Annotated in this window: 16 protein-coding genes; 12 read left to right on the forward strand and 4 right to left on the reverse strand. The window is 47.1% G+C overall.

All coding sequences use genetic code 11. The features are described from left to right. Positions 1-26 precede the first annotated feature (26 nt). The 11 genes from ABIN22_RS05960 (at position 27) to ABIN22_RS06010 (ending at position 13,704) form a co-directional block, all read left to right on the forward strand. A complete protein-coding gene (locus ABIN22_RS05960; protein WP_109730170.1) occupies positions 27-1,562 on the forward strand; it encodes a response regulator transcription factor in 1,536 nt (511 codons plus the stop codon). Next, positions 1,534-3,255 (forward strand): sensor histidine kinase, encoded by a 1,722-nt coding sequence (locus ABIN22_RS05965; protein ID WP_346907316.1) that lies wholly within the window; start codon positions 1,534-1,536, stop codon positions 3,253-3,255. The genes ABIN22_RS05960 and ABIN22_RS05965 overlap by 29 nt, the downstream gene beginning before the upstream one ends. Continuing rightward, positions 3,252-4,970 carry an extracellular solute-binding protein gene (locus ABIN22_RS05970; protein WP_346907318.1) on the forward strand — a complete coding sequence of 573 codons (1,719 nt, stop codon included), beginning with the start codon at positions 3,252-3,254 and terminating at the stop codon, positions 4,968-4,970. The genes ABIN22_RS05965 and ABIN22_RS05970 overlap by 4 nt, the downstream gene beginning before the upstream one ends. A 167-nt stretch (positions 4,971-5,137) precedes the next feature. Then, a complete protein-coding gene (locus ABIN22_RS05975; protein WP_109730173.1) occupies positions 5,138-6,544 on the forward strand; it encodes a glutamate synthase-related protein in 1,407 nt (468 codons plus the stop codon). Between the two features lie 57 nt (positions 6,545-6,601). Next, positions 6,602-7,168, forward strand: a complete 567-nt coding sequence (locus ABIN22_RS05980; protein ID WP_118621385.1) for a CDP-alcohol phosphatidyltransferase family protein — start codon at positions 6,602-6,604, stop codon at positions 7,166-7,168. Between the two features lie 95 nt (positions 7,169-7,263). Further along, positions 7,264-7,773, forward strand: coding sequence for a DedA family protein (locus tag ABIN22_RS05985; protein ID WP_109730175.1), 510 nt, complete (start codon positions 7,264-7,266; stop codon positions 7,771-7,773). Between the two features lie 13 nt (positions 7,774-7,786). Next, a complete protein-coding gene (locus ABIN22_RS05990) occupies positions 7,787-9,073 on the forward strand; it encodes a glycosyltransferase (protein ID WP_346907321.1) in 1,287 nt (428 codons plus the stop codon). Further along, positions 9,006-9,635: a lysophospholipid acyltransferase family protein gene (locus tag ABIN22_RS05995; RefSeq protein WP_181368594.1), complete on the forward strand. Its 630-nt coding sequence runs from the start codon at positions 9,006-9,008 to the stop codon at positions 9,633-9,635. Before ABIN22_RS05990 ends, ABIN22_RS05995 begins: the two co-directional genes overlap by 68 nt. Before the next feature lie 92 nt (positions 9,636-9,727). Next, a complete protein-coding gene (locus tag ABIN22_RS06000) occupies positions 9,728-10,426 on the forward strand; it encodes a response regulator transcription factor (protein ID WP_109730177.1) in 699 nt (232 codons plus the stop codon). Beyond that, positions 10,398-12,647, forward strand: a complete 2,250-nt coding sequence (locus ABIN22_RS06005; RefSeq protein ID WP_346907323.1) for a sensor histidine kinase — start codon at positions 10,398-10,400, stop codon at positions 12,645-12,647. Before ABIN22_RS06000 ends, ABIN22_RS06005 begins: the two co-directional genes overlap by 29 nt. Before the next feature lie 100 nt (positions 12,648-12,747). Further along, a complete protein-coding gene (locus tag ABIN22_RS06010) occupies positions 12,748-13,704 on the forward strand; it encodes a CPBP family glutamic-type intramembrane protease (RefSeq protein ID WP_346907325.1) in 957 nt (318 codons plus the stop codon). Between the two features lie 23 nt (positions 13,705-13,727). Here the strand turns inward: ABIN22_RS06010 and hydF are convergent, their stop codons facing one another. From hydF to ABIN22_RS06030, 4 genes are all read right to left on the reverse strand, one after another. After that, entirely contained in the window at positions 13,728-14,942 is a 1,215-nt protein-coding gene (gene hydF / locus ABIN22_RS06015) for a [FeFe] hydrogenase H-cluster maturation GTPase HydF (RefSeq protein WP_118621381.1), read from the reverse strand. Positions 14,943-15,023: 81 nt separating this feature from the next. Further along, positions 15,024-16,445 (reverse strand): [FeFe] hydrogenase H-cluster radical SAM maturase HydG, encoded by a 1,422-nt coding sequence (gene hydG / locus ABIN22_RS06020; protein ID WP_346907327.1) that lies wholly within the window; start codon positions 16,443-16,445, stop codon positions 15,024-15,026. Positions 16,446-16,523: 78 nt separating this feature from the next. Further along, positions 16,524-17,576: a [FeFe] hydrogenase H-cluster radical SAM maturase HydE gene (gene hydE, locus ABIN22_RS06025; protein ID WP_346907329.1), complete on the reverse strand. Its 1,053-nt coding sequence runs from the start codon at positions 17,574-17,576 to the stop codon at positions 16,524-16,526. 78 nt (positions 17,577-17,654) lie between these two features. Beyond that, a complete protein-coding gene (locus ABIN22_RS06030; protein ID WP_346907331.1) occupies positions 17,655-17,912 on the reverse strand; it encodes a TM1266 family iron-only hydrogenase system putative regulator in 258 nt (85 codons plus the stop codon). Between the two features lie 428 nt (positions 17,913-18,340). Between ABIN22_RS06030 and ABIN22_RS06035 the strand changes: the two genes are divergently transcribed. Further along, on the forward strand, positions 18,341-18,973 hold the full coding sequence (locus tag ABIN22_RS06035) for a pentapeptide repeat-containing protein (RefSeq protein ID WP_346907333.1): 633 nt from the start codon (positions 18,341-18,343) through the stop codon (positions 18,971-18,973). Positions 18,974-19,070: the final 97 nt, after the last annotated feature.

Here is a 19,070-nt window from a genome sequence, read left to right on the forward strand (position 1 = left end):
TTCGGACATGTAAAAGGGAATGGGAAATGATTACGATATTGATTGTAGACGATGAGAAACTGGAGAGAAACGGAATCAAATTTCTTTTGAAACGGGAGGAAGAAGAACTGGAGATCCTGGAGGCGGAAAATGGGAAGGCGGCCCTTGGGATTTTGAGCGCAGGGCCGGTTGATATTTTGTTTTCCGATATCAAGATGCCTTATATGAACGGACTGGAGCTGACGAAGAAGGCGAGGGAGATGTATCCCGATATGGAGATCGTGATCTTCAGCGGCTATAACGATTTTACATATGCAAGAGATGCACTGCGGTACGGTGTTGTGGATTATGTCCTTAAGCCGGTAGACCCCGCGGAGTTTCATAAAACATTTACAAGGATTACAGAGAAGCTTAAGGCACGGTTCGAACAGGAGAAAAAGCGGACTGTGGAAGAAAGTTATCTGAAGAAGTATTTTCTGCTGAATTATCTCTATACGGGAAATGAGGAGGAAGAACGGAAACTGGATGAAATAGCGGGCGGGGAGCTCGATGGATATGTGAGGATGATTCTTGCGGCGAGTTCCGATAATTTTTTCGAGACAGAGGAGGAGCATTTCGTTTCAAGCCTGAAAGAGCAGACCGGCAGGGCCTTTTTTTACCTGAACCTGAATTCGAATGAGTCCCTCTTTTTATTCAGGGAGAAGTACGCGGATTATGAAATGCTTGCGAACCAGATGTACCAGTTCTTCCGCCAGCGTTACGATACGGAGTGCTATTTTGTGATCAGTGAAGAGACAGGGGATACCTCGAAGCTGCCCGGACAGTTCCAGCGGATGGAAGAACTTTTGGAGGAGCAGTTCTACCAGCCGAAGCAGCATGTGTTCACTGTGGGGCAGGAGCAGGAAGATGTTAGTACGGCGGCCGTGAAGGATGCAGAAATCCTCGGGAGCATTTCAGAGGATATCAAATATAAAGATATGACGCACCTGCGGCAGGATTTTCACAGGCTCGAACAGAAGTACCGCACGGAGAAGCAGTTTTCAGAGATGTATGTAAAATTTGTCTTTTCAAGCATTGTGAAAGAAATCTTTCAGGCCATGTCTTCTGATGCAGAAAAGGAACTGTCCAAAACCGTGGACAGGCTGTACCGCTGCAAGACAATCCGTGAGGTGCTGGATATTACCGAGAAGTCGATCCGGGAACTGGAGGCTTACCAGCAGGAGACGAATGAAGGATTCAGGAGAGAAATCACGCAGGTGAAAAGTTATATTTACCATAACTATGATAAAAACCTGAGTGTGGAGATGCTGGCCGAACAGGTTTACCTGTCCGCCGGTTATTTAAGTGCAGTTTTCAAAGAAGAGACCGGGATGAACCTGAACCGTTTTATAAGGGACGTGAGGATGAACAAAGCAAAGGAAATGCTGCAGGATACAAACATGAAGATTACGCAGATTGCAAAGTCGGTGGGATTTTCAAATACGTCTTATTTCTGCAGGAGTTTCCGGGAGTTCTTCGGGACTTCGCCGGAATCCTGCAGGCGGGGAGATGCGAATGAACAGGAAAATACTTCAGAAGTATAAAGATTTAAAATACCGCTACAAGATTGCGCTGCTTACGATCGCGGCGGGGATTCTGCCGGTTATTATCATTGTTGCCTACATGCAGACGGGCATGATCAGGCAATTGAAGGAGCGGGAGACTGACAGTATGGATAAGTCAGTGAACCAGGCCGTGGAGAGCATCGAGAACCAGGTGCAGATCTATGAGAACCTGATTGATTATCTGTCGTATTCCCAGGATCTGCGCAATGTCCTGAGCCAGAAGGAGAGCCGGGACTATGAAACCTATATCCGCTATACGGATGTCGTTGACCCTCTCCTTGAGATGCCGCTTGTTTACCATCAGGAAATCAAGGGGATCACAATATATTCCGACAATATCGAGGTGGCGCACGGGACTACCCTGATTCCGATGTCTGAGATCCGTGATCAGGAATGGTATTCACGGCTGACAGGACGCAGCCTTCTGGAATGGTTTGTGAAGAGGGGGGCCGACCGTGAGATCGTGGCCGCGAGGAAGTTCTACGGGAATGAGGATATCTCGGCGGTCCTTGAGATGCGTCTGGACTATGCGAAAGTACTGGAGCCCTTCAGCAACCTGCTGAAGGACAATACGGGGGGACTTGTGTTTGACGCGGAGGGAAATGTCGTCTATTCCAGTTATTCGATGGAACCGGACTACCGGCCAGAGAAGGCTGAGTCTTTGGAATACCTCCGTGAGAATTACGTCTGTTCCGAGCAGAAGATGTCCAATACAGACTGGACGTTCTGCATATACCGCCCGGAAAAAATCATTACGAAATCCACATATCTTCTGGTTATGCGCAACATTCCCATTATCGGAATCTGCATTATCCTGCTTGCGGCGCTTAGTTATTTCTTTTCCAAAAGGCTTGTGTCCTGTCTGGAACGCCTGACAGAAAATATGAACCAGGTACATCTGGGATTCCGCAAGGTAACTGTGCACAGTGACTCTAAGGATGAAGTCGGGACGCTGATCCGTTCTTTCAGCCGCATGATGGATGAGCTTGATAAGCTGATTTCAGAGGTATACGAGGCAAAGATCGAACTCCAGCATACAGAGATGCGTGCGCTTCAGGCGCAGATTAATCCCCACTTCCTGTATAACTCGCTGTCTATCATCAACTGGAAGGCAATCGAGGCAGGTGAGGATGACATCAGCAGGGTTACATTAGACCTGTCCACCTATTACCGGACAAGTCTGAACCGTGGAGAAACGATGACTACGGTTGAGAGTGAAGTGAACAATATCCGTGCCTATCTTCGGATTCAGCTGATCATGCATGACAATAGCTTCCGGGTAATCGAGGACGTGGATGAGGCGGTATATGGCTGTGAGATTCCGAAACTGATTCTCCAGCCGCTTGTTGAAAATGCGATCGACCACGGTCTGGACCCTTCGGAAAAGGATGACAGGCAGTTGTGGATTATCGTGAAGGAAGAACAGGACATGCTGTCGTTTATTGTCAGAGATAACGGAAATGGGATGCCAAAGGAACAGGCAGAACAGATTCTGGGATATCAGTCTCCCGGATACGGCGTACATAATGTATATGACAGGATTAAACTGCTTTATAAAGAGAAGGGCAGTGTGACGATTGAAAGCAGGGAAGGGGAAGGGACCAGCGTGGAGATCTGTATTCCAAAACAGATAGACGAACCACAGGAAAGGAGCGGGATTGAGACGGCATGAGGAAAAAAAGGTGTAAGAAGCGCTTGAGGAAATCCCTGCTGACCAAGTGTTTTATTTCTGCGGGGCTGGCTGCGCTTTTGCTGGGCAGCTGTGGAAAATCGGAAGGACAGGAACGTACAGCTTCAAAGGCTGATGTTCCGGCCGCATCAAGGACAGAACAGGAAAAAAAGGATTCCGTCCAGATGGTGGAGGCTATCCACACACCGTATGGCAAATATCCCGAAACGGTTACTTATACACTGGGGAAAATATCAGGGGCGAATCACGCTAATCTTCCCGTCGGGGCGACCTATGAGGACAATGCATATACCCAGTATTTAAAAAAGATGCTGAATATCCAGAATAAGGATGTTTTTGAACTGGAGGATGGTTCTACATATGAACAGGCGGTGGAGATGGCTATCGAGGACAACGATATTCCTGATGTGCTGGTCATTAAAGGGCGTGACACCCTGAAACGTCTGGCAGACAGGGGGATGATCGAGGATTTATCCCAGGTATACGAGGAATGCACAACAGACCGTATTAAGGAAATGTATGAAAGCTACGGGGACGGACTTCTTGGTTCGGCAACATTTGACGGGAAGCTGTATGCATTTCCGGATACGGTAATTGACCACGGTACGATGCTGCTCTGGATGCGCGCCGACTGGATCGAGGAGCTCGGCCTTCCGGAACCAGAGACAATGGAAGATGCGATGGAGATTGCCCGGCGTTTTGTGGAAGAGGACATGGCAGGGGACAACAGTACTGTGGGGCTGGCCTGCAGCACGGAGCTGATCTCAGGGAGCAGTTCGACTTACGGGGCGGACCCGATTTTCACAGAGTTCGGTGCAGTCCCGGGCAAATGGACACTGGATGATACGGGAAATGTCGTCTATGGTTCTGTGATGGAAGAGACAAAAGCGGCCCTTGGCTATATGCACGAATTGTATACAGAGAAGATACTTGACCCGCGGTTCCTCCTGCGCAGTACGGAGAATCTGGACCAGATGGTAGCGGAAGGAAAGTGCGGCGCCCTGTTCGGTTACTGGTGGGCGCCAAACAATCCGCTGAGCACGACAAGCAAAGGGAACAGAGCAGCAGTCTGGAAACCCTATCTCTTAAGTGGGCAGAAAAAAGCTGTGCTGGAGTCTTATAACGACTGGCAGTATGTGGTTGTGAGGAAGGGCTATGAACATCCGGAGGTAGTAGGGAAGTATGTGAGTGTCCTCTTTGACTATACGAGGTATGAGGATCTCAATGCCCACGATATTAATGATTATTTCTCCATGAATGTAGACCCTACTGCCCGGCCCATGAATATCAATGTGGATTACTGGGACGGCCTTTACCGGACAACTGCGAATATCAAACAGGTGATGGATGGGGAGATGCGCGTTCAGGAACTAAACGGGATGGAGAGAGCTTATTATGAGACAAGTAAATCCTATATGAACGGAACGCTGACGACTGTAAATGCATGGGCGGCCTATGCATCCCGGATTCAGGCGGTCAGCCTGCTGTCCGAATCAGGAAGGGGGACGCTGCCGCTGCCGATGGGGGATGCAGACGGGGAGATTCCGCATCATTTGAAAAGGCTGGAAACCGAAACATTCCTGCAGATTATCTGCGGTGAGAAGCCGCTTAATTATTTTGATGAATTTGTGCAGAAGTGGTATGAAGAGGGAGGGGCGGAACTGACCGCTACTGTTCACACCGTGCCGTGTCCCTAGCTGCACGGCATCGGGAACGATAAAGTGATTGATTCGTATTTACAGAAGAGCAGTGATGTTATATTTGAAAATAAGAATTATTCCTGTTTTTGTTGACCTTATGATTTTCCGGGTTTATAATGAAATCAATATGATGCAGATTACATTTGGTAAAAGGAGGATACGGCATGGCAAAGTTTAAGTGTGGAGTATGTGGATTCATTTATGATGAGGAGAAAGAAGAGGTTCCGTTTTCTGAGCTGACGGCATGTCCGGTGTGCAGACAGCCGGTACGTGTATTCCAGAAGGAAGAGGGAGAAGAGGAGAAAAAGGAACATGAGATTCCGTCCGTTGAGAAAGAGCAGGACCCTCTCGCTTATTCCCCGGAGTTCTACAGAAAGGATGATTCCTGCCGGTATATGGAAGAGATCCACCAGATGGCAGTGAGCGGAAAATCCATCATCGAGGCGATGGGGACAAAGATGCCGATGCCGAATTGGGATGATATCCTCTTGCTGGGGGCACAGCTGAATCCTCCTCCGCTGGATGAACATGCAGAAGTTAATATTAAGACTGTGATCGGTAAGAATGCGAAGAAGCCGATGGTGCTGGACGGGCCTGTATATATTTCCCACATGTCGTTTGGTGCGCTCTCCAGAGAGACGAAGATATCGCTGGCAAAAGGATCGGCCCTGGCAGGGACGGCAATGTGCAGCGGCGAGGGCGGTATTCTGCCGGAGGAAATGGAAGCGGCACATAAGTACATATTCGAATATGTTCCGAATAAATACAGCGTGACACCTGAGAACCTGCGCAATGCCGATGCGATCGAACTGAAGATCGGGCAGGGGACAAAGCCCGGCATGGGCGGCCACCTTCCGGGAGAAAAGGTTACTCCTGAGATTGCGGCGGTCAGAAACAAACCGCTCGGCAAGGATGTGATCAGCCCTTCAAAATTTGAAGAGGTCAATTCCAAGGAAGACCTAAAAGATCTTGTCACACAACTGCGCATTGCGTCAGACGGCCGGCCGGTTGGAATCAAGATTGCGGCGGGAAAGCTGGAGAAGGACCTTGAGTACTGCGTGTATGCTGAGCCGGACTTTATTACCATTGACGGCCGCGGCGGCGCCACAGGTGCAAGTCCGCGCCTTGTGCGTGATGCAACGAGTGTTCCGACTATTTATGCCCTGTACCGTGCAAAGAAGTATCTGCGCGAGCACGGCGCCGAAGATATCAGTCTTGTGATTACCGGGGGGCTCCGCGTATCTTCTGATTTTGCAAAGGCGATTGCAATGGGGGCAGATGCCGTGGCTGTTGCTTCCGCAGGATTAATCGCTGCGGCATGCCAGCAGTACCGTATATGCGGAAGCGGCAACTGCCCGGTAGGCGTTGCGACACAGAATCCGGAACTGCGGGAAAGACTGAAAGTAGATGCTGCATCGAGAAGGGTTGGAAACTTTTTAACGTGCAGTTTTGAGGAACTGAAGACATTCGCCAGAATCACGGGACATGAAGACATCCATGATCTGAGTACAGAAGACCTGTGTACGATCAGCAGGGAGATTTCCGAATTTACAGATATCCCCCACGCTTAGAAACGAGCGATAAGGTGCAGCAAAAGACAAAGGCATTACAAGAGGGAGCGTCAGAAGATGAATGAAGATACACCGATCCGCAGACAATTATTTTCAATACCTAACTTAATGGGCTATTTCAGAATCATATTGATTCCGTTTATTGTGTGGAGATATGTAACAGCAGAGACAATCAACGATTACTACGCGGCAGCGGTCATCATAGGGATTTCGGGCATTACTGACTTTCTGGACGGTTTTGTGGCTCGCAAATTCCATATGATTACGAAGGTCGGCAAAGCATTGGACCCGATTGCGGATAAGCTGACACAGGGAGCGATCGTACTGGCACTTTCCTTCCGGTTCCGCTGGATGATACCTTTGATTATTTTGTTCATTGTAAAAGAAGGATTCATGGCCATCATGGGAATTGTTATGCTTCGCAGAGGAAAAATGCTGGACGGGGCAAAATGGTTCGGGAAAGTCTGTACGGCTGTCCTGTATGTGGTTATGTTCATCCTGATCCTGTTTCCGCAGATCCCGATGGGCGCGGCGAATGGAATGATTGCCCTTTGCGGGGCGCTGATGCTTTTCTCTTTTGTTTCTTATATACCTGTGTTCTGGAAGATGGCACACGATTCATAAATTCTTATAACTTGTTAAGAAATTCTTTTGATTCTTATGTAAGCCTCCTTTAGAAATCTGTTTTATTCTATAAACAGTTAAAGGAGGCTGATTCTATGAATATCCAAACATTAACTCAATATTTTTTGCAGTATGGTGCCTTTTTTATCTACCTGATTGTCCTTTTGGAGTATATGAACCTCCCGGGATTTCCGGCAGGCCTGATAATGCCGCTGGCGGGAATCTGGGCGGCGAAAGGAGAAATTAGTTTTCCGGTCGTGATGATACTGACTCTGGCAGCAGGGCTGACCGGAAGCTGGGTTTTATATTTTCTTGGAAGACTGGGCGGACCGAAAGTGATGGGGTTCTATTTTAAAAAGTTCCCAAAACAGCAGGCCGTGATTGAAAATAAGATGGAGATGATCCGTGAGAAGGGAAGCACCGGTGTTTTTGTCAGCAAGTTGCTCCCAATGGTAAGGACGATCATTTCTATCCCGGCAGGTATGGTAAAAATGGATTTTATGAAATATACAATAAGCTCGGCAATGGGGATCTTTATATGGAACCTGGTATTTGTAGGGGCCGGGTATTTCTTCGGTGAAGCAGCTATAAAGGTTTTGGGATAAAGGAGGAGTAACAATGAGGATTGCAATGTTGACGAATAATTATAAACCATTTGTAGGCGGCGTGCCGATCTCGGTAGAGAGGCAGGCAAAGGAACTGGCAAAGCTCGGACATCAGGTGATGGTTTTTGCCCCTGAATATAAGGAGTTACCACAGGATTGTGACGAGTACAGTGAGGAACACGTTATCCGGTACCGGACCAGCAGGCGGAAGATGGATAACGGAATGGTATATCCGCGTATGATAAGCAGAGAGATTCTCGAAGCATTTGAAACAGAGAAATTTGACTGCATCCATGTGCACCACCCGATGTATGTAGGACCGATGGCCCTGTACCTTGGAAAAAGATATAATCTCCCGGTAATCTATACCTACCATACGAAGTACGAAGATTATCTGCATTATATACGTCTTTTTGAAAATGTGGAGGAAAGAAGCGCTGCAAGGCAAAATGTTTACAGGTTTGGGAAGGAAAAGCTAGTACCCGGATATATGAAATGGTTTACGAATCAGTGTGACCTGATACTTGCGCCGACGGCCAGCATGCAGGAGGCTATGAGAAAAGGCGGGACAAAGACTCCCACGGCTGTTTTCCCGACAGGGCTGGAAGATTCATTTTATATTAAAGATGAAGAGAAGTCGGCAGAACTGAGGGAAAAGTACCTTCAGGGAAGAAAGCATCTGTTTTGTTCGGTATCCCGTCTGGAGGCGGAAAAGAATCCGAAGTTCCTGTTAAGAGGAATTGCAAGGCTGAAAGAGAGAATGGACGAATCTTTCAGACTGCTCCTTATCGGCGAAGGAAGCATGAGGGACGAGTTAGAAGAAATGGCGGCAGAACTTGGTATTTCTGAAGAAGTTGTATTTGTCGGGAATGTAGAAAATACAGAAATGAAGCATTATCTGAATGCCTGTGAATTATTCCTTTTTGCATCAAAATCAGAGACACAGGGAATCGTATTGGCAGAGGCTTTTGCAGCCGGGAATCCGGTAGTCGCGGTTAAGGCAACCGGTGTGGAAGATATCGTGGCAGATGGGAAGAACGGTTATATGACGAATGAAGATATTGAAGAATGGACGGGAAAAGTTCTAGAAGCGCTGAATGAAGAACGGTATCAGAAATTAAAACAGCAGGCAGAGATAACAGCAGCCGGTTTCCGCTCATCCAGCCTGGCAGTATATGAGGAACTGCTTTACACACAGTGTATCAATCAGAGAAAAGAAGAGGGAAGAGAATATGAGAATGAGACAAATTGGGCAGGAAATCTTAGTGCATCTATTTACAGGTTATTTAAAGCTTCTTGAAAAAACGGTAAACGTACAGTGGGCCGAAAATTCCATGTGCGGGGGCAGCCAGATATTCGGTTTCTGGCATGAAGACAGTTTCTTTATGAATCTCGTGCTCGCGGAGCTGGCAAAGCAGACCAGCCCGGTAGATGTGATTGTGACCGCAGATACAAGGGGCGATTATATAGAAAAGATGATAAAGCGCTGCGGCGGCAGTGCACTCAGGGTTCCGGACGGCTTCGCAAGTTTCGGTGCATTGAAAGGAATTTTACAGAATGCTTATGAAAGGACACGTTCCATTGCAGTTGCACTGGACGGACCGCTGGGACCAAGACATGAGCCGAAGAAACTGGCATTCTACTTGTCAGAGCAGGCACAGGAGGATTTTGTCGGCATATCCGTATCTTATTCCTCCAAGCTGCGTCTGGGCTGGAGATGGGATAAATACGTGATACCGCTTCCGTTTTCTACCGTAACAGTAGCTGCCCATAACTATGGAGAAGTTGATAAAAAGCATATTCCGGAGCTTCCTACAAGTGCAAATGCACCAGAATGTGGTATACTGGTAAAAGAAATCTAAGCAAAGGGGTCAGACCCCTCTGCAGACATCATTGAATTGCTGAAAGTACTTTCAGCATAAATACTCATTTAATATATACCAGGGAGGAAGAGATGGAAACAAATCATATTTTAATTGTAGAAGACGACAAAGAGATCAGAGAAGGTGTACAGATTTACCTGCAGAGCCAGGGATATCAGGTGTTTCAGGCGGCAGATGGTGTGGAAGGGCTTGAAGTGATGGAGAGGGAAGAAATCCATCTTGCTATTGTAGATGTTATGATGCCGAGAATGGATGGAATCCGCATGACGATGAAACTGCGGGAGAAGTACGATTTCCCGGTGATTATGCTTTCCGCAAAATCAGAAGAAGTAGATAAGATTATGGGATTGAATATTGGCGCCGACGATTATGTGACGAAGCCTTTTACGCCGATGGAGCTTATGGCCAGAGTAAATTCACAGCTTCGGCGTTACAGGCGGTTTATGGAAAAACTGGAACCGAAGGAAAATGTGCATGTGATCGGCGGGCTTGAGATAAACGAAGATACGGTGGAGGTTTCGGTGGATGGGAATCCGGTGAAAATGACTCCGATAGAATATAAGATTCTGCTGCTGCTTGCGAAGAATCCGGGGCGTGTATTTTCTGCCGAGGAGATTTATGAAAGAGTGTGGCAGGAGAAGGCGATCAGTACAGATACGATCATGGTGCATGTCAGGAACATCCGTGAGAAGATTGAAGTAGATCCAAAGAATCCAAAATACTTGAAGGTGGTGTGGGGAGTTGGATACAAAATTGAAAAACAGTCATAGGCTGGCAGTCATACTGGCAGTGGTCGTACTGCTCATCTGTTCTCTGGGGATGATTGCGGCATACCCTGTTTTTTCGGATCAGATGCAGGACGGACTGGACGGGAATGATGCCAATCTGGATTCTCTCAGGAATATGTCAGTAGCGCTGATCGAGGGGAACTATATTTTATACAACGAAGTAAATGAAGAAACGGACAAAGCATATATACTGCAGGAGTACGGGGGAGACCAATTCGATCTCCTGCGCAAATACATGGATTATGAAATCTTTGACTGGAGTGGTGATGCACTGCTGGATAAGAACAGCGGTGATGTGATAGCCGATCTGGGAAAAAGGAATAATACCCCGTATGCGTTCAGGGCAGCATTTACTTTCGATGAAGACGGTGAACTGACAGATATCGAAGTTGGCGGGAACCAGTTGAATGCCCGCTCACAGTATGAGGTGGAACAATATCTTTTGGAGTCACAGACGGATGCGAATGAATGGCAGTCGATTTCAGAACCATCCACAGTACAGGTGATTTATGGTTTTACAGAAGAGAATCTGAATGCCTATTTAAATGATAATGAATTTACCCAGGAATATCACATCTATGATTTAAATGGGAATATCACTTATAACGGCTTTATTACTGCATTTGTTGTTCTTCTTGCATTCACAGCGGTATTCCTGACTGTGAAAGAGAGCTTTGCATTTGGCAGGGGGAAGATAAACAATGTACCTTTTGAAATTGTACTGTGCGTAATGGGATTTGTAACTGGCAGCGGATATCTGATGTCAAAATTAGTGTGGCTTACAATCAGCAGCCAGCTCCCTTTGATATCATCCAATGCCGGATATCCCGCAAAGGATATTCTGTCATTTGTAATAAATGCGGCGGCATGGCTGCTCGTATATGGTATTGTTTTCTGGTGCTTTGTCTGTCTAAGTTCTATATTTACAATGAAAAAGGAGTATTGGATGCAGAGGACATTATGTGCGAGAGTGATACGCTGGTCGAAAAGAGGTGGAGACGCGTATGGTAAAAAAGTAAAGGATGGGGCAGACAGTCTCTGGAGCAGGGGAAAAGCGTTTTTCAAAAAACAGTATAACGCGCTGATACATCTGGATTTCCAGGACCGGACCAACCGCACGATTTTAAAGATTGTACTGATAAACTTTGCAGTTCTGATTGTTGTTTGTGCACTCTGGTATTATGGAATGGTGGCACTGGTTATTTATTCCATCGTCCTGTTTTTATTCCTGAGGAAGTATTTCCACGATACCCAGAAGAAGTATAAGCTGCTATTGCGGGCGACGAACCAGCTGGCAGAAGGGGATCTGGATACACCGATCGAGGGCGACATGGGAATCTTCAACCCGATCGAGGAGGAACTGAAAAAGATTCAGAATGGCTTTAAAAAGGCGGTGGAGGAAGAAGTAAAGAGTGAACGTATGAAGACAGAACTTATCACAAATGTCTCTCATGATTTAAAGACTCCGCTGACAGCGATTATCACCTATACGGATTTGCTGAAGAATGAGAAGAATGAAGATAAGAGAAAGGAGTATATCGAAGTATTAGACAGAAAATCCCTGAGGCTGAAGGTCCTGATCGAAGATTTATTCGAGATCAGCAAGGCAGCCAGCAAGAATGTCGCCATGAACTTTATGGATGTAGACATTGTGGGCTTGCTTAAACAGGTAGGTTTAGAGTATGATAATAAGATAAAAGAATCAAATCTGGATTTCAGATGGAAACTGCCTGAACACAAGATCGTACTCTGGCTGGACAGCCAGAAGACCTATCGGATTTTTGAAAATATGATCGTAAACATTACCAAATATGCAATGCCGCATACACGGGTATACATCGATATGCAGGAGACAGATCAGGAGGTACGCATCTCCATGAAGAATATTTCAGCCACAGAACTGAACTTCAATACAGAAGAGATTACCGACAGGTTTGTCCGCGGAGACTCCTCAAGAAATACCGAGGGTTCAGGACTTGGGCTTGCGATCGCAAAGAGCTTTACAGAGCTGCAGTATGGCACACTGAAGATATCCACTGAGGCCGATTTATTCAAGGCGGATATCATATTTCCGAAGCGGGAGAAGCCTCCTGAGGAAAAAGTGGAGGAGCAGATACAGATCACCGCAGATACCATGTTCGGCCAGAATGCGGAAAAAGAAGATGATGGCTGTAAATACAGGAGCGTGAGGTCAGATACTTAAGTGGAGGGGGGAGACCCTTCCGCAAAGGGGTCTGACCCCTTTGCGTTCCGTTTTCAGAATTGTTTATCATGAAGTCAGGCTTTTATGGTTGGGAGGTAAAATGGATAAAAATTATAAACAATTAAAACTATGGCAGGGACTGGTCGTGCTGGCTTTTGCAGCATTGATCATTTTTGTTGTTTCGCCGAAGATGCTGGCGCCTTTCGGGTTATATGGAACGCTGCTTGCGGAGTGGCTTATGCTTGCCGGGGCGCTGCTGCTCGTTCTGGTATTCAGGGGAGATCCTAAACAGCTGTTTCCGGTGAAAAGGCCGTCTGCCGGCGGGATTTTTGGTACGGTTCTGATGTGGGTGGGGGCGCTTTTGATTGAAATGACATTAGTGCTGCTGCTGAGTATCTTCTTTCCGGAACGAATCCTGAATGTGAATATCGGGTTAAGTACCCAGATGATCAATGTTCCCTTTATAGCCGCATTTCTGATTGTTGCGGTTACTCCGGCCATCTGTGAGGAGGCCATATTCAGGGGCGTCTTTTTGCGGAGCATGAATCCGGAAAAACATAGGTGGGCCGCAATCGTCGTCTGTGCAGCGGTATTCGGAATTTTCCACGGGGACCCGGTCCGGTTTGTGCCGACAGCGATCGGTGGTGCAGTGATGGCCTATATTCTGTTGGAAAGTGAAAATATGGTCTATAATAGTATTTTTCACTTTATCAATAATCTTCTCCCAATCATCCTGCTGTTTGGAATGAGCGGGGTATATGAGAAGCTGGGAGTGTGGGATTCCCAAGGTTCATTGAATATGGCGGCGGTGCAGGGCAGCTATACGTTTATGCTGAGTGCGGGCCTCTATATGATGATGTGTGCTGCCGCGCCATCGTGTCTGTACATAGGAAATTATCTTCTTCACAGCGGCAGGCCGGGATACCGGGATAAACTTTTCCCGGGCGGAAAGCCCGGGATCGTTATTTTTCTCGTGGCCGCATCGGGAATGCTGTTTATCGGAGGTTTGGTGCTATTTTTGTTCGGCATGATGCACATGCCTGTTACTTTGATTTAATCCGGCCTTTTGTTTTTGTGGATTTACAGGTCTGGAAACATTTCTATGCTTCTTTTTAGAATCCCGTTCATATGAGCTATGGCAATCCCGTAGTTTGTGATCGGGATTTCCTGATCTCCGGCACATTTCAGACGGTATTTCATCTCGCGCTCGTTTAGGGTACAGCCGCCGCAATGGATGATCATTCTGTATTTTGAAAGGTCCAGAGGAAACTCGGTCCCGCTCGTAAACTCAAAGTTTATTTCTTTTCCTGTATGTTTCTTTACAAGGAGGGGAAGTTTTACCGTGCCGATATCCTCGCATTGGCGGTGGTGAGTACAGCCTTCGGATATCAGGATTGTATCACCGTCCTGTAGTTCGTCCAGCGTGCCTGCGCCATGTACCACGGTTTCCAGATTTCCTTTATACCTTGCGAAGAGGATGGAAAATGATGTGAGAGGGACGTCTGCAGGGACTTCTCTGGAAACCTTTCCGAATGCCTGGCTGTCCGTTATGACAAGGGACGGTTTTTTCCCCAGACCGGCAAGCGTATCTTTCAGCTCGCTGTCCCTGACAACGATGGAAACGGCACCCGTATCCAGAATGTCGCGGATCGTCTGCTGCTGCGGCAGAATCAGACGACCTTTAGGTGCGGATTTATCAATAGGAACCACGAGTACGATGAAATCTGACGGCCTGATCAGATCAGCCACGATCCGGTGCTGCTCGTCGGAAACGGGGGCCTGGCGCGCAATCAGTTCTTTCAGTTCATAGATGTTTTCCCCAGTGACTGTGCTTACGGCGATAAACTGGCCGGCGGCAATCTTGGCGGTGCCTGACAGACTGCCCAGCTGTTTTTCGGAAGACAAATCTGCCTTATTGCATACGACGACATACGGGATTTGCTTTTTCTGTATCCGCCCGAGGATTTTTTCATCTGCCGCAGTCATTCCGACGGATGCATCGATAACGAGTACGGCAATGTCTGTCTTGTTCAGTACCTGGTAGGCTTTCTGGATCCGCAGCAGGCCAAGTTCGCCTTCATCGTCCAGTCCGGGGGTGTCGATGATGACAACGGGGCCCAGAGGCAAAAGTTCCATCGCCTTAGTCACAGGGTCTGTTGTTGTGCCTTTGATGTCTGAGACGATTGCAAGATTCTGCCCGGTTATCGCGTTGATAATACTGGACTTTCCTGCGTTTCGCCTGCCAAATATTCCGATGTGGATCCGGTCGGATGAGGGTGTGGAATTTAAGCTCATGTAAAACCTCCTTAAGTCTGTCTGAAAAATTTAGAATCCAGAGTCGTTATGAATCTGGATTCCAAAATTTATAACCATATGTTAAAATCTGAAATCCCTGCGGTTATCCTGTGCGATCAGGCGCAGGTTTTCCTCTACTACCGCACGGGCTTTTTCATTAGGTACATTTAACACTTCTTTATCGATCAGTTTGTCACCGATTGCCTTTGTTTCAGGAGATGCATAGTCCATCAGATATTCTTTTAATGTCATCAGTGCGTTAGGATGGCAGCAGTTCTGGATCTGGCCGCTCTTGCATAAAGACATGAAACGGTCACCGGTACGTCCCTCACGGTAGCATGCCGTACAAAAACTCGGTATGTAATCCATTTCCATCAGCCAGCGCACAACTTCATCCAGAGTTCGTTTGTCACTGACATCAAACTGTTCTGATTTTTCATCGTCTGGTTCCGGCTCGCAGTAACCGCCTACACTTGTGCGGGACCCGCCGCTGACCTGGGAAATCCCGAGGTGGAGTACACGCTCACGGCATTTCTGGCTTTCTCTTGTAGAAATGATCATGCCGGTGTAAGGCACGGCAATCCGGATACAGGCTACGATCTTGGCAAACGTATCATCATCGATTCCGTTGTCAAATGCATCGGCGTCGATATCATCTGCATGGCGCAGTCGGGGAACGCTGATTGTATGAGGCCCGACTCCGAAAGCAGCTTCCAGATGCTCGGCGTGCATCAGAAGTCCTGCAAATTCGTAGCGGTACTTATCCAGCCCGAACAGTACGCCAACACCAACATCATCGATGCCGCCCTCCATAGCGCGGTCCATAGCCTCTGTGTGATAATCATAGTCGTGCTTCGGCCCGGTCGGATGAAGCTGAAGATAGCTCTCCTTGTGATATGTCTCCTGAAACAGGATGTAAGTTCCGATTCCGGCTTCCTTCAGCAGGCGGTAATTATCGACAGTTGTTGCCGCAATATTAATATTGACACGGCGGATTGCCCCGTTTTTATGCTTGATACTGTAAATAGTCTTGATTGATTCCAGATAATAATCCATCGTATTGCGGACCGGGTCTTCACCTGCTTCCAGTGCGAGACGCTTGTGCCCCATATCCTGCAGCGCGATAACCTCGCGGCGGATTTCATCCTGCGAAAGCTGTTTTCTGGCAATGTGTTTGTTCTTACTGTGATACGGGCAGTATGTACATCCATTGATGCAGTAATTGGAGAGGTAAAGAGGGGCAAACATAACGATTCTGTTGCCATAGAAATCTTTTTTGATCTGCTCCGCCAGCTTAAAGATTTCCTCGTTCTTTTCCGGAATCTGACAGGCTAAAAGAACAGAAGCCTCCCTGTGCGTAAGTCCCTTCCTCTTTTTTGCCTTCTCGATCAGGGCATCGATTAATTCCACATTGTCTTTGTTTTCGTCTGCGTAAGCGAGTGTTTCTTCGATTTCCTCATGGTTAATAAAATCGTCCGCATGTTTTGAGTTTACATCATACATATTTTGTTACCTCCATCTTTCATTGAAAATTGTATTAGGGTTCAAATATTTTTTAAAAGCTGTCATATATCGTTACACTTACGGCCGTGTATCCACATTCAGTGAATCCCCGCGTGCGACAACTACATTGTAACCAATCGAGTTCATCCGTCTTTCCATACAGCCCCTGCATTCGGCGGCTTCATCCCCCGTACAGATTTTGTTGTCATAGAGTAAATAATCTTTCCGGACATCGGTAGGGGACAGGTTCGGCATCACAACATTTGCACCCGCGAGGATCCCTCTTTCCCTGCCGTCCGGGGCAATTGTGCCGAGGGCAGTTGTTGAAGGGAGGAGGACTTTTGGAAGCATCAGCCGGATCAGTCCCAGCATAAACAGTGTCAATTCCAATGTACCGGCTTTCTGGTCTGCAAAGGGGGTATCGTGGTGCGGGATAAAGGGCCCGATCCCAACCATCTGCGGATTAAGCTCTTTCAAAAACAGCATATCATCCGCCAGATTTTCTGGCGTCTGCCACGGAGAACCGACCATAAATCCGGTTCCAACCTGGTATCCGATCTCCTTTAGATCCCGGAGACACTGCTGCCGGTGGGCGGCTGTCAGCTCCTGCGGATGAAGCTTACTGTAATGCTGGGGATCATAAGTCTCATGGCGCAGGAGATACCGGTCGGCCCCGGCTTCAAACAACAGCCGGTAACTCTCATAAGAACGTTCACCGACCGAAAGCGTGATGGCACAGTCAGTATACCGGCTCTTGATTGTCTTCACAATATCCGCCAGCATCTCATCCGTATAGTGTCCGTCTTCCCCGCCCTGCAGGACGAAAGTCCGGAAACCAAGCCGGTAGCCGGTTTCACAGCAATCCAGAATCTGCTCTTTGGAAAGCCTGTACCTGTGCGCATTCCGGTTACTTCTGCGGATACCGCAGTAATAACAGTCATTTTTACAATAATTTGTGAACTCAATCAGTCCACGGATATACACATCGTGTTGATAATACCTGTGCCTGACCTTACGGGCCCGTTCAAACAAGTAATCCGCCGTTCCGGTCGTCCGGCCGCGGATAAGAGCAGACCATTCTTCCTTAGAAAGAGACTGCGTTTGCTCTAATTTATTCACCAAGTTATTCATATTTGAGTACCTCATTGGGGACGTAGTAAACCTTAGAAATACTACGTGCATAGTTAATAATTTAACGAGCTTCATTTGTTAATCTGTCTGTTTTGTTTTTGCATATATCGTCTTTGTGCTGACTCCGGGCAGCATTCCGAGCTTGCCGGAGAGGGCGCTGATGATATCACCCGGCGCATCCATTGCGATGCTGATGATGGAGATGTTTTTCTCGCGGTACGGAATCCCCATCCTGCCGATGATATACTGTGCGTACTGGCTGAGCAGGTGGTTCAGTTCATCTACGGATTCGTTACTGTTGAGGATGATTCCTACCTGAGCGATTCTTGTTTCCATAAGACCTCCTTGTTTTCAAGTCAAATATTTGTTACTGTTCACTTACCTCGTTGCCCGAGGGAACAAAATTGAGTTTCGCTTGAAATAAAAAATACCCGCACCAGAAGGCGCAGGTATCCAAAGGGTAAACTTTCCCCCTAATTATCCACAAAAAGTGATAAGGGAACCCATTTTGTATGTTGTCTGTGCGCCTTTTTACTCAGGTGTGACCCTTCGTAATCAGAACAAATATATAATAAACTATAACACAGAGGATCATTATTCACAATATCAACAGGGAAATGTTTTTCTTTTTGTGCAAAGTGTTCAAAAATGTGCTTCTATAACGATGGTGTTTTCGTTGTCTAACTACAGGACTTAAGTGACCGGGTATGGGACAGGATGTGGTATGATATATACGAATAAAAAGTTTAGAAAGAAGGCGGAATATGCAGGGTATCGTTTTAAGAAATATGGACTTATCCGGCATGGATCTCAGGGGGATAGATTTTTCGCGTGCTTCGTTTCATCATGTCTGTTTTGACAGGGCAGACCTTTCGGGCTGTATTCTGAAAAATGTCTTGTTTGAGCAGTGTTCTTTCTGTGGTGCAGTGCTTCGGGAAGCTGATCTGGAAGCAAGCGCGCTTCGCGGGGCGGACATGAGGGCGTGTGACATCCGGGGTGCGAACCTGTTTTGCGCGGTACTGGAGAAGGCAAAGCTGGAGAACTGTATTTCGGATGAAAATACAAAATTTTTCCGGCTGTACTGTCCGGAAGAAGGGGCGTTTGTTGGCTATAAAAAATGCTGTGACAATAGGATTGCGGAACTTCTGATTCCAGCAGATGCGAAGAGGACATCTGCAACCCGCAGTTCATGCAGGTGCAGCAGGGCAAAGGTGCTTGTGATTAAGAGTATTGACTGCTCGGTTTATTTTGACGAGGCATGGTCTACGGTGGATGAGAATTTTGTTTACCGGACAGGGGAGTGGGTGGAAGTACAGGACTTTGATGAAGACAGGTGGAATGAGTCCACGACCGGGATTCATTTCTGGATGACCAGGGAAGAGGCGGTACGTTACTAAAATTAAGAATAAAAAGAAAGTTATAAAATGTTTATAAAAAGTGCATTTTTATATTGATAAATTATTGACAAACAATGGTTTATATGTTACTTTTAGA

The sequence above is a fragment of the Faecalicatena orotica genome (assembly GCF_905197545.1).
GTDB lineage: Bacteria > Bacillota > Clostridia > Lachnospirales > Lachnospiraceae > Faecalicatena_A > Faecalicatena_A orotica.

Bases quoted from the DNA above. Each gene is read 5' to 3' on its own strand.
- ABIN22_RS05960 (WP_109730170.1), top strand. From the start codon at position 27: ATGATTACGATATTGATTGTAGACGATGAGAAACTGGAGAGAAACGGA.
- ABIN22_RS05965 (WP_346907316.1), top strand. From the start codon at position 1,534: ATGAACAGGAAAATACTTCAGAAGTATAAAGATTTAAAATACCGCTAC.
- ABIN22_RS05970 (WP_346907318.1), top strand. From the start codon at position 3,252: ATGAGGAAAAAAAGGTGTAAGAAGCGCTTGAGGAAATCCCTGCTGACC.
- ABIN22_RS05975 (WP_109730173.1), top strand. From the start codon at position 5,138: ATGGCAAAGTTTAAGTGTGGAGTATGTGGATTCATTTATGATGAGGAG.
- ABIN22_RS05980 (WP_118621385.1), top strand. From the start codon at position 6,602: ATGAATGAAGATACACCGATCCGCAGACAATTATTTTCAATACCTAAC.
- ABIN22_RS05985 (WP_109730175.1), top strand. From the start codon at position 7,264: ATGAATATCCAAACATTAACTCAATATTTTTTGCAGTATGGTGCCTTT.
- ABIN22_RS05990 (WP_346907321.1), top strand. From the start codon at position 7,787: ATGAGGATTGCAATGTTGACGAATAATTATAAACCATTTGTAGGCGGC.
- ABIN22_RS05995 (WP_181368594.1), top strand. From the start codon at position 9,006: ATGAGAATGAGACAAATTGGGCAGGAAATCTTAGTGCATCTATTTACA.
- ABIN22_RS06000 (WP_109730177.1), top strand. From the start codon at position 9,728: ATGGAAACAAATCATATTTTAATTGTAGAAGACGACAAAGAGATCAGA.
- ABIN22_RS06010 (WP_346907325.1), top strand. From the start codon at position 12,748: ATGGATAAAAATTATAAACAATTAAAACTATGGCAGGGACTGGTCGTG.
- hydF (WP_118621381.1), bottom strand. From the start codon at position 14,942: ATGAGCTTAAATTCCACACCCTCATCCGACCGGATCCACATCGGAATA.
- hydG (WP_346907327.1), bottom strand. From the start codon at position 16,445: ATGTATGATGTAAACTCAAAACATGCGGACGATTTTATTAACCATGAG.
- hydE (WP_346907329.1), bottom strand. From the start codon at position 17,576: ATGAATAACTTGGTGAATAAATTAGAGCAAACGCAGTCTCTTTCTAAG.
- ABIN22_RS06030 (WP_346907331.1), bottom strand. From the start codon at position 17,912: ATGGAAACAAGAATCGCTCAGGTAGGAATCATCCTCAACAGTAACGAA.
- ABIN22_RS06035 (WP_346907333.1), top strand. From the start codon at position 18,341: ATGCAGGGTATCGTTTTAAGAAATATGGACTTATCCGGCATGGATCTC.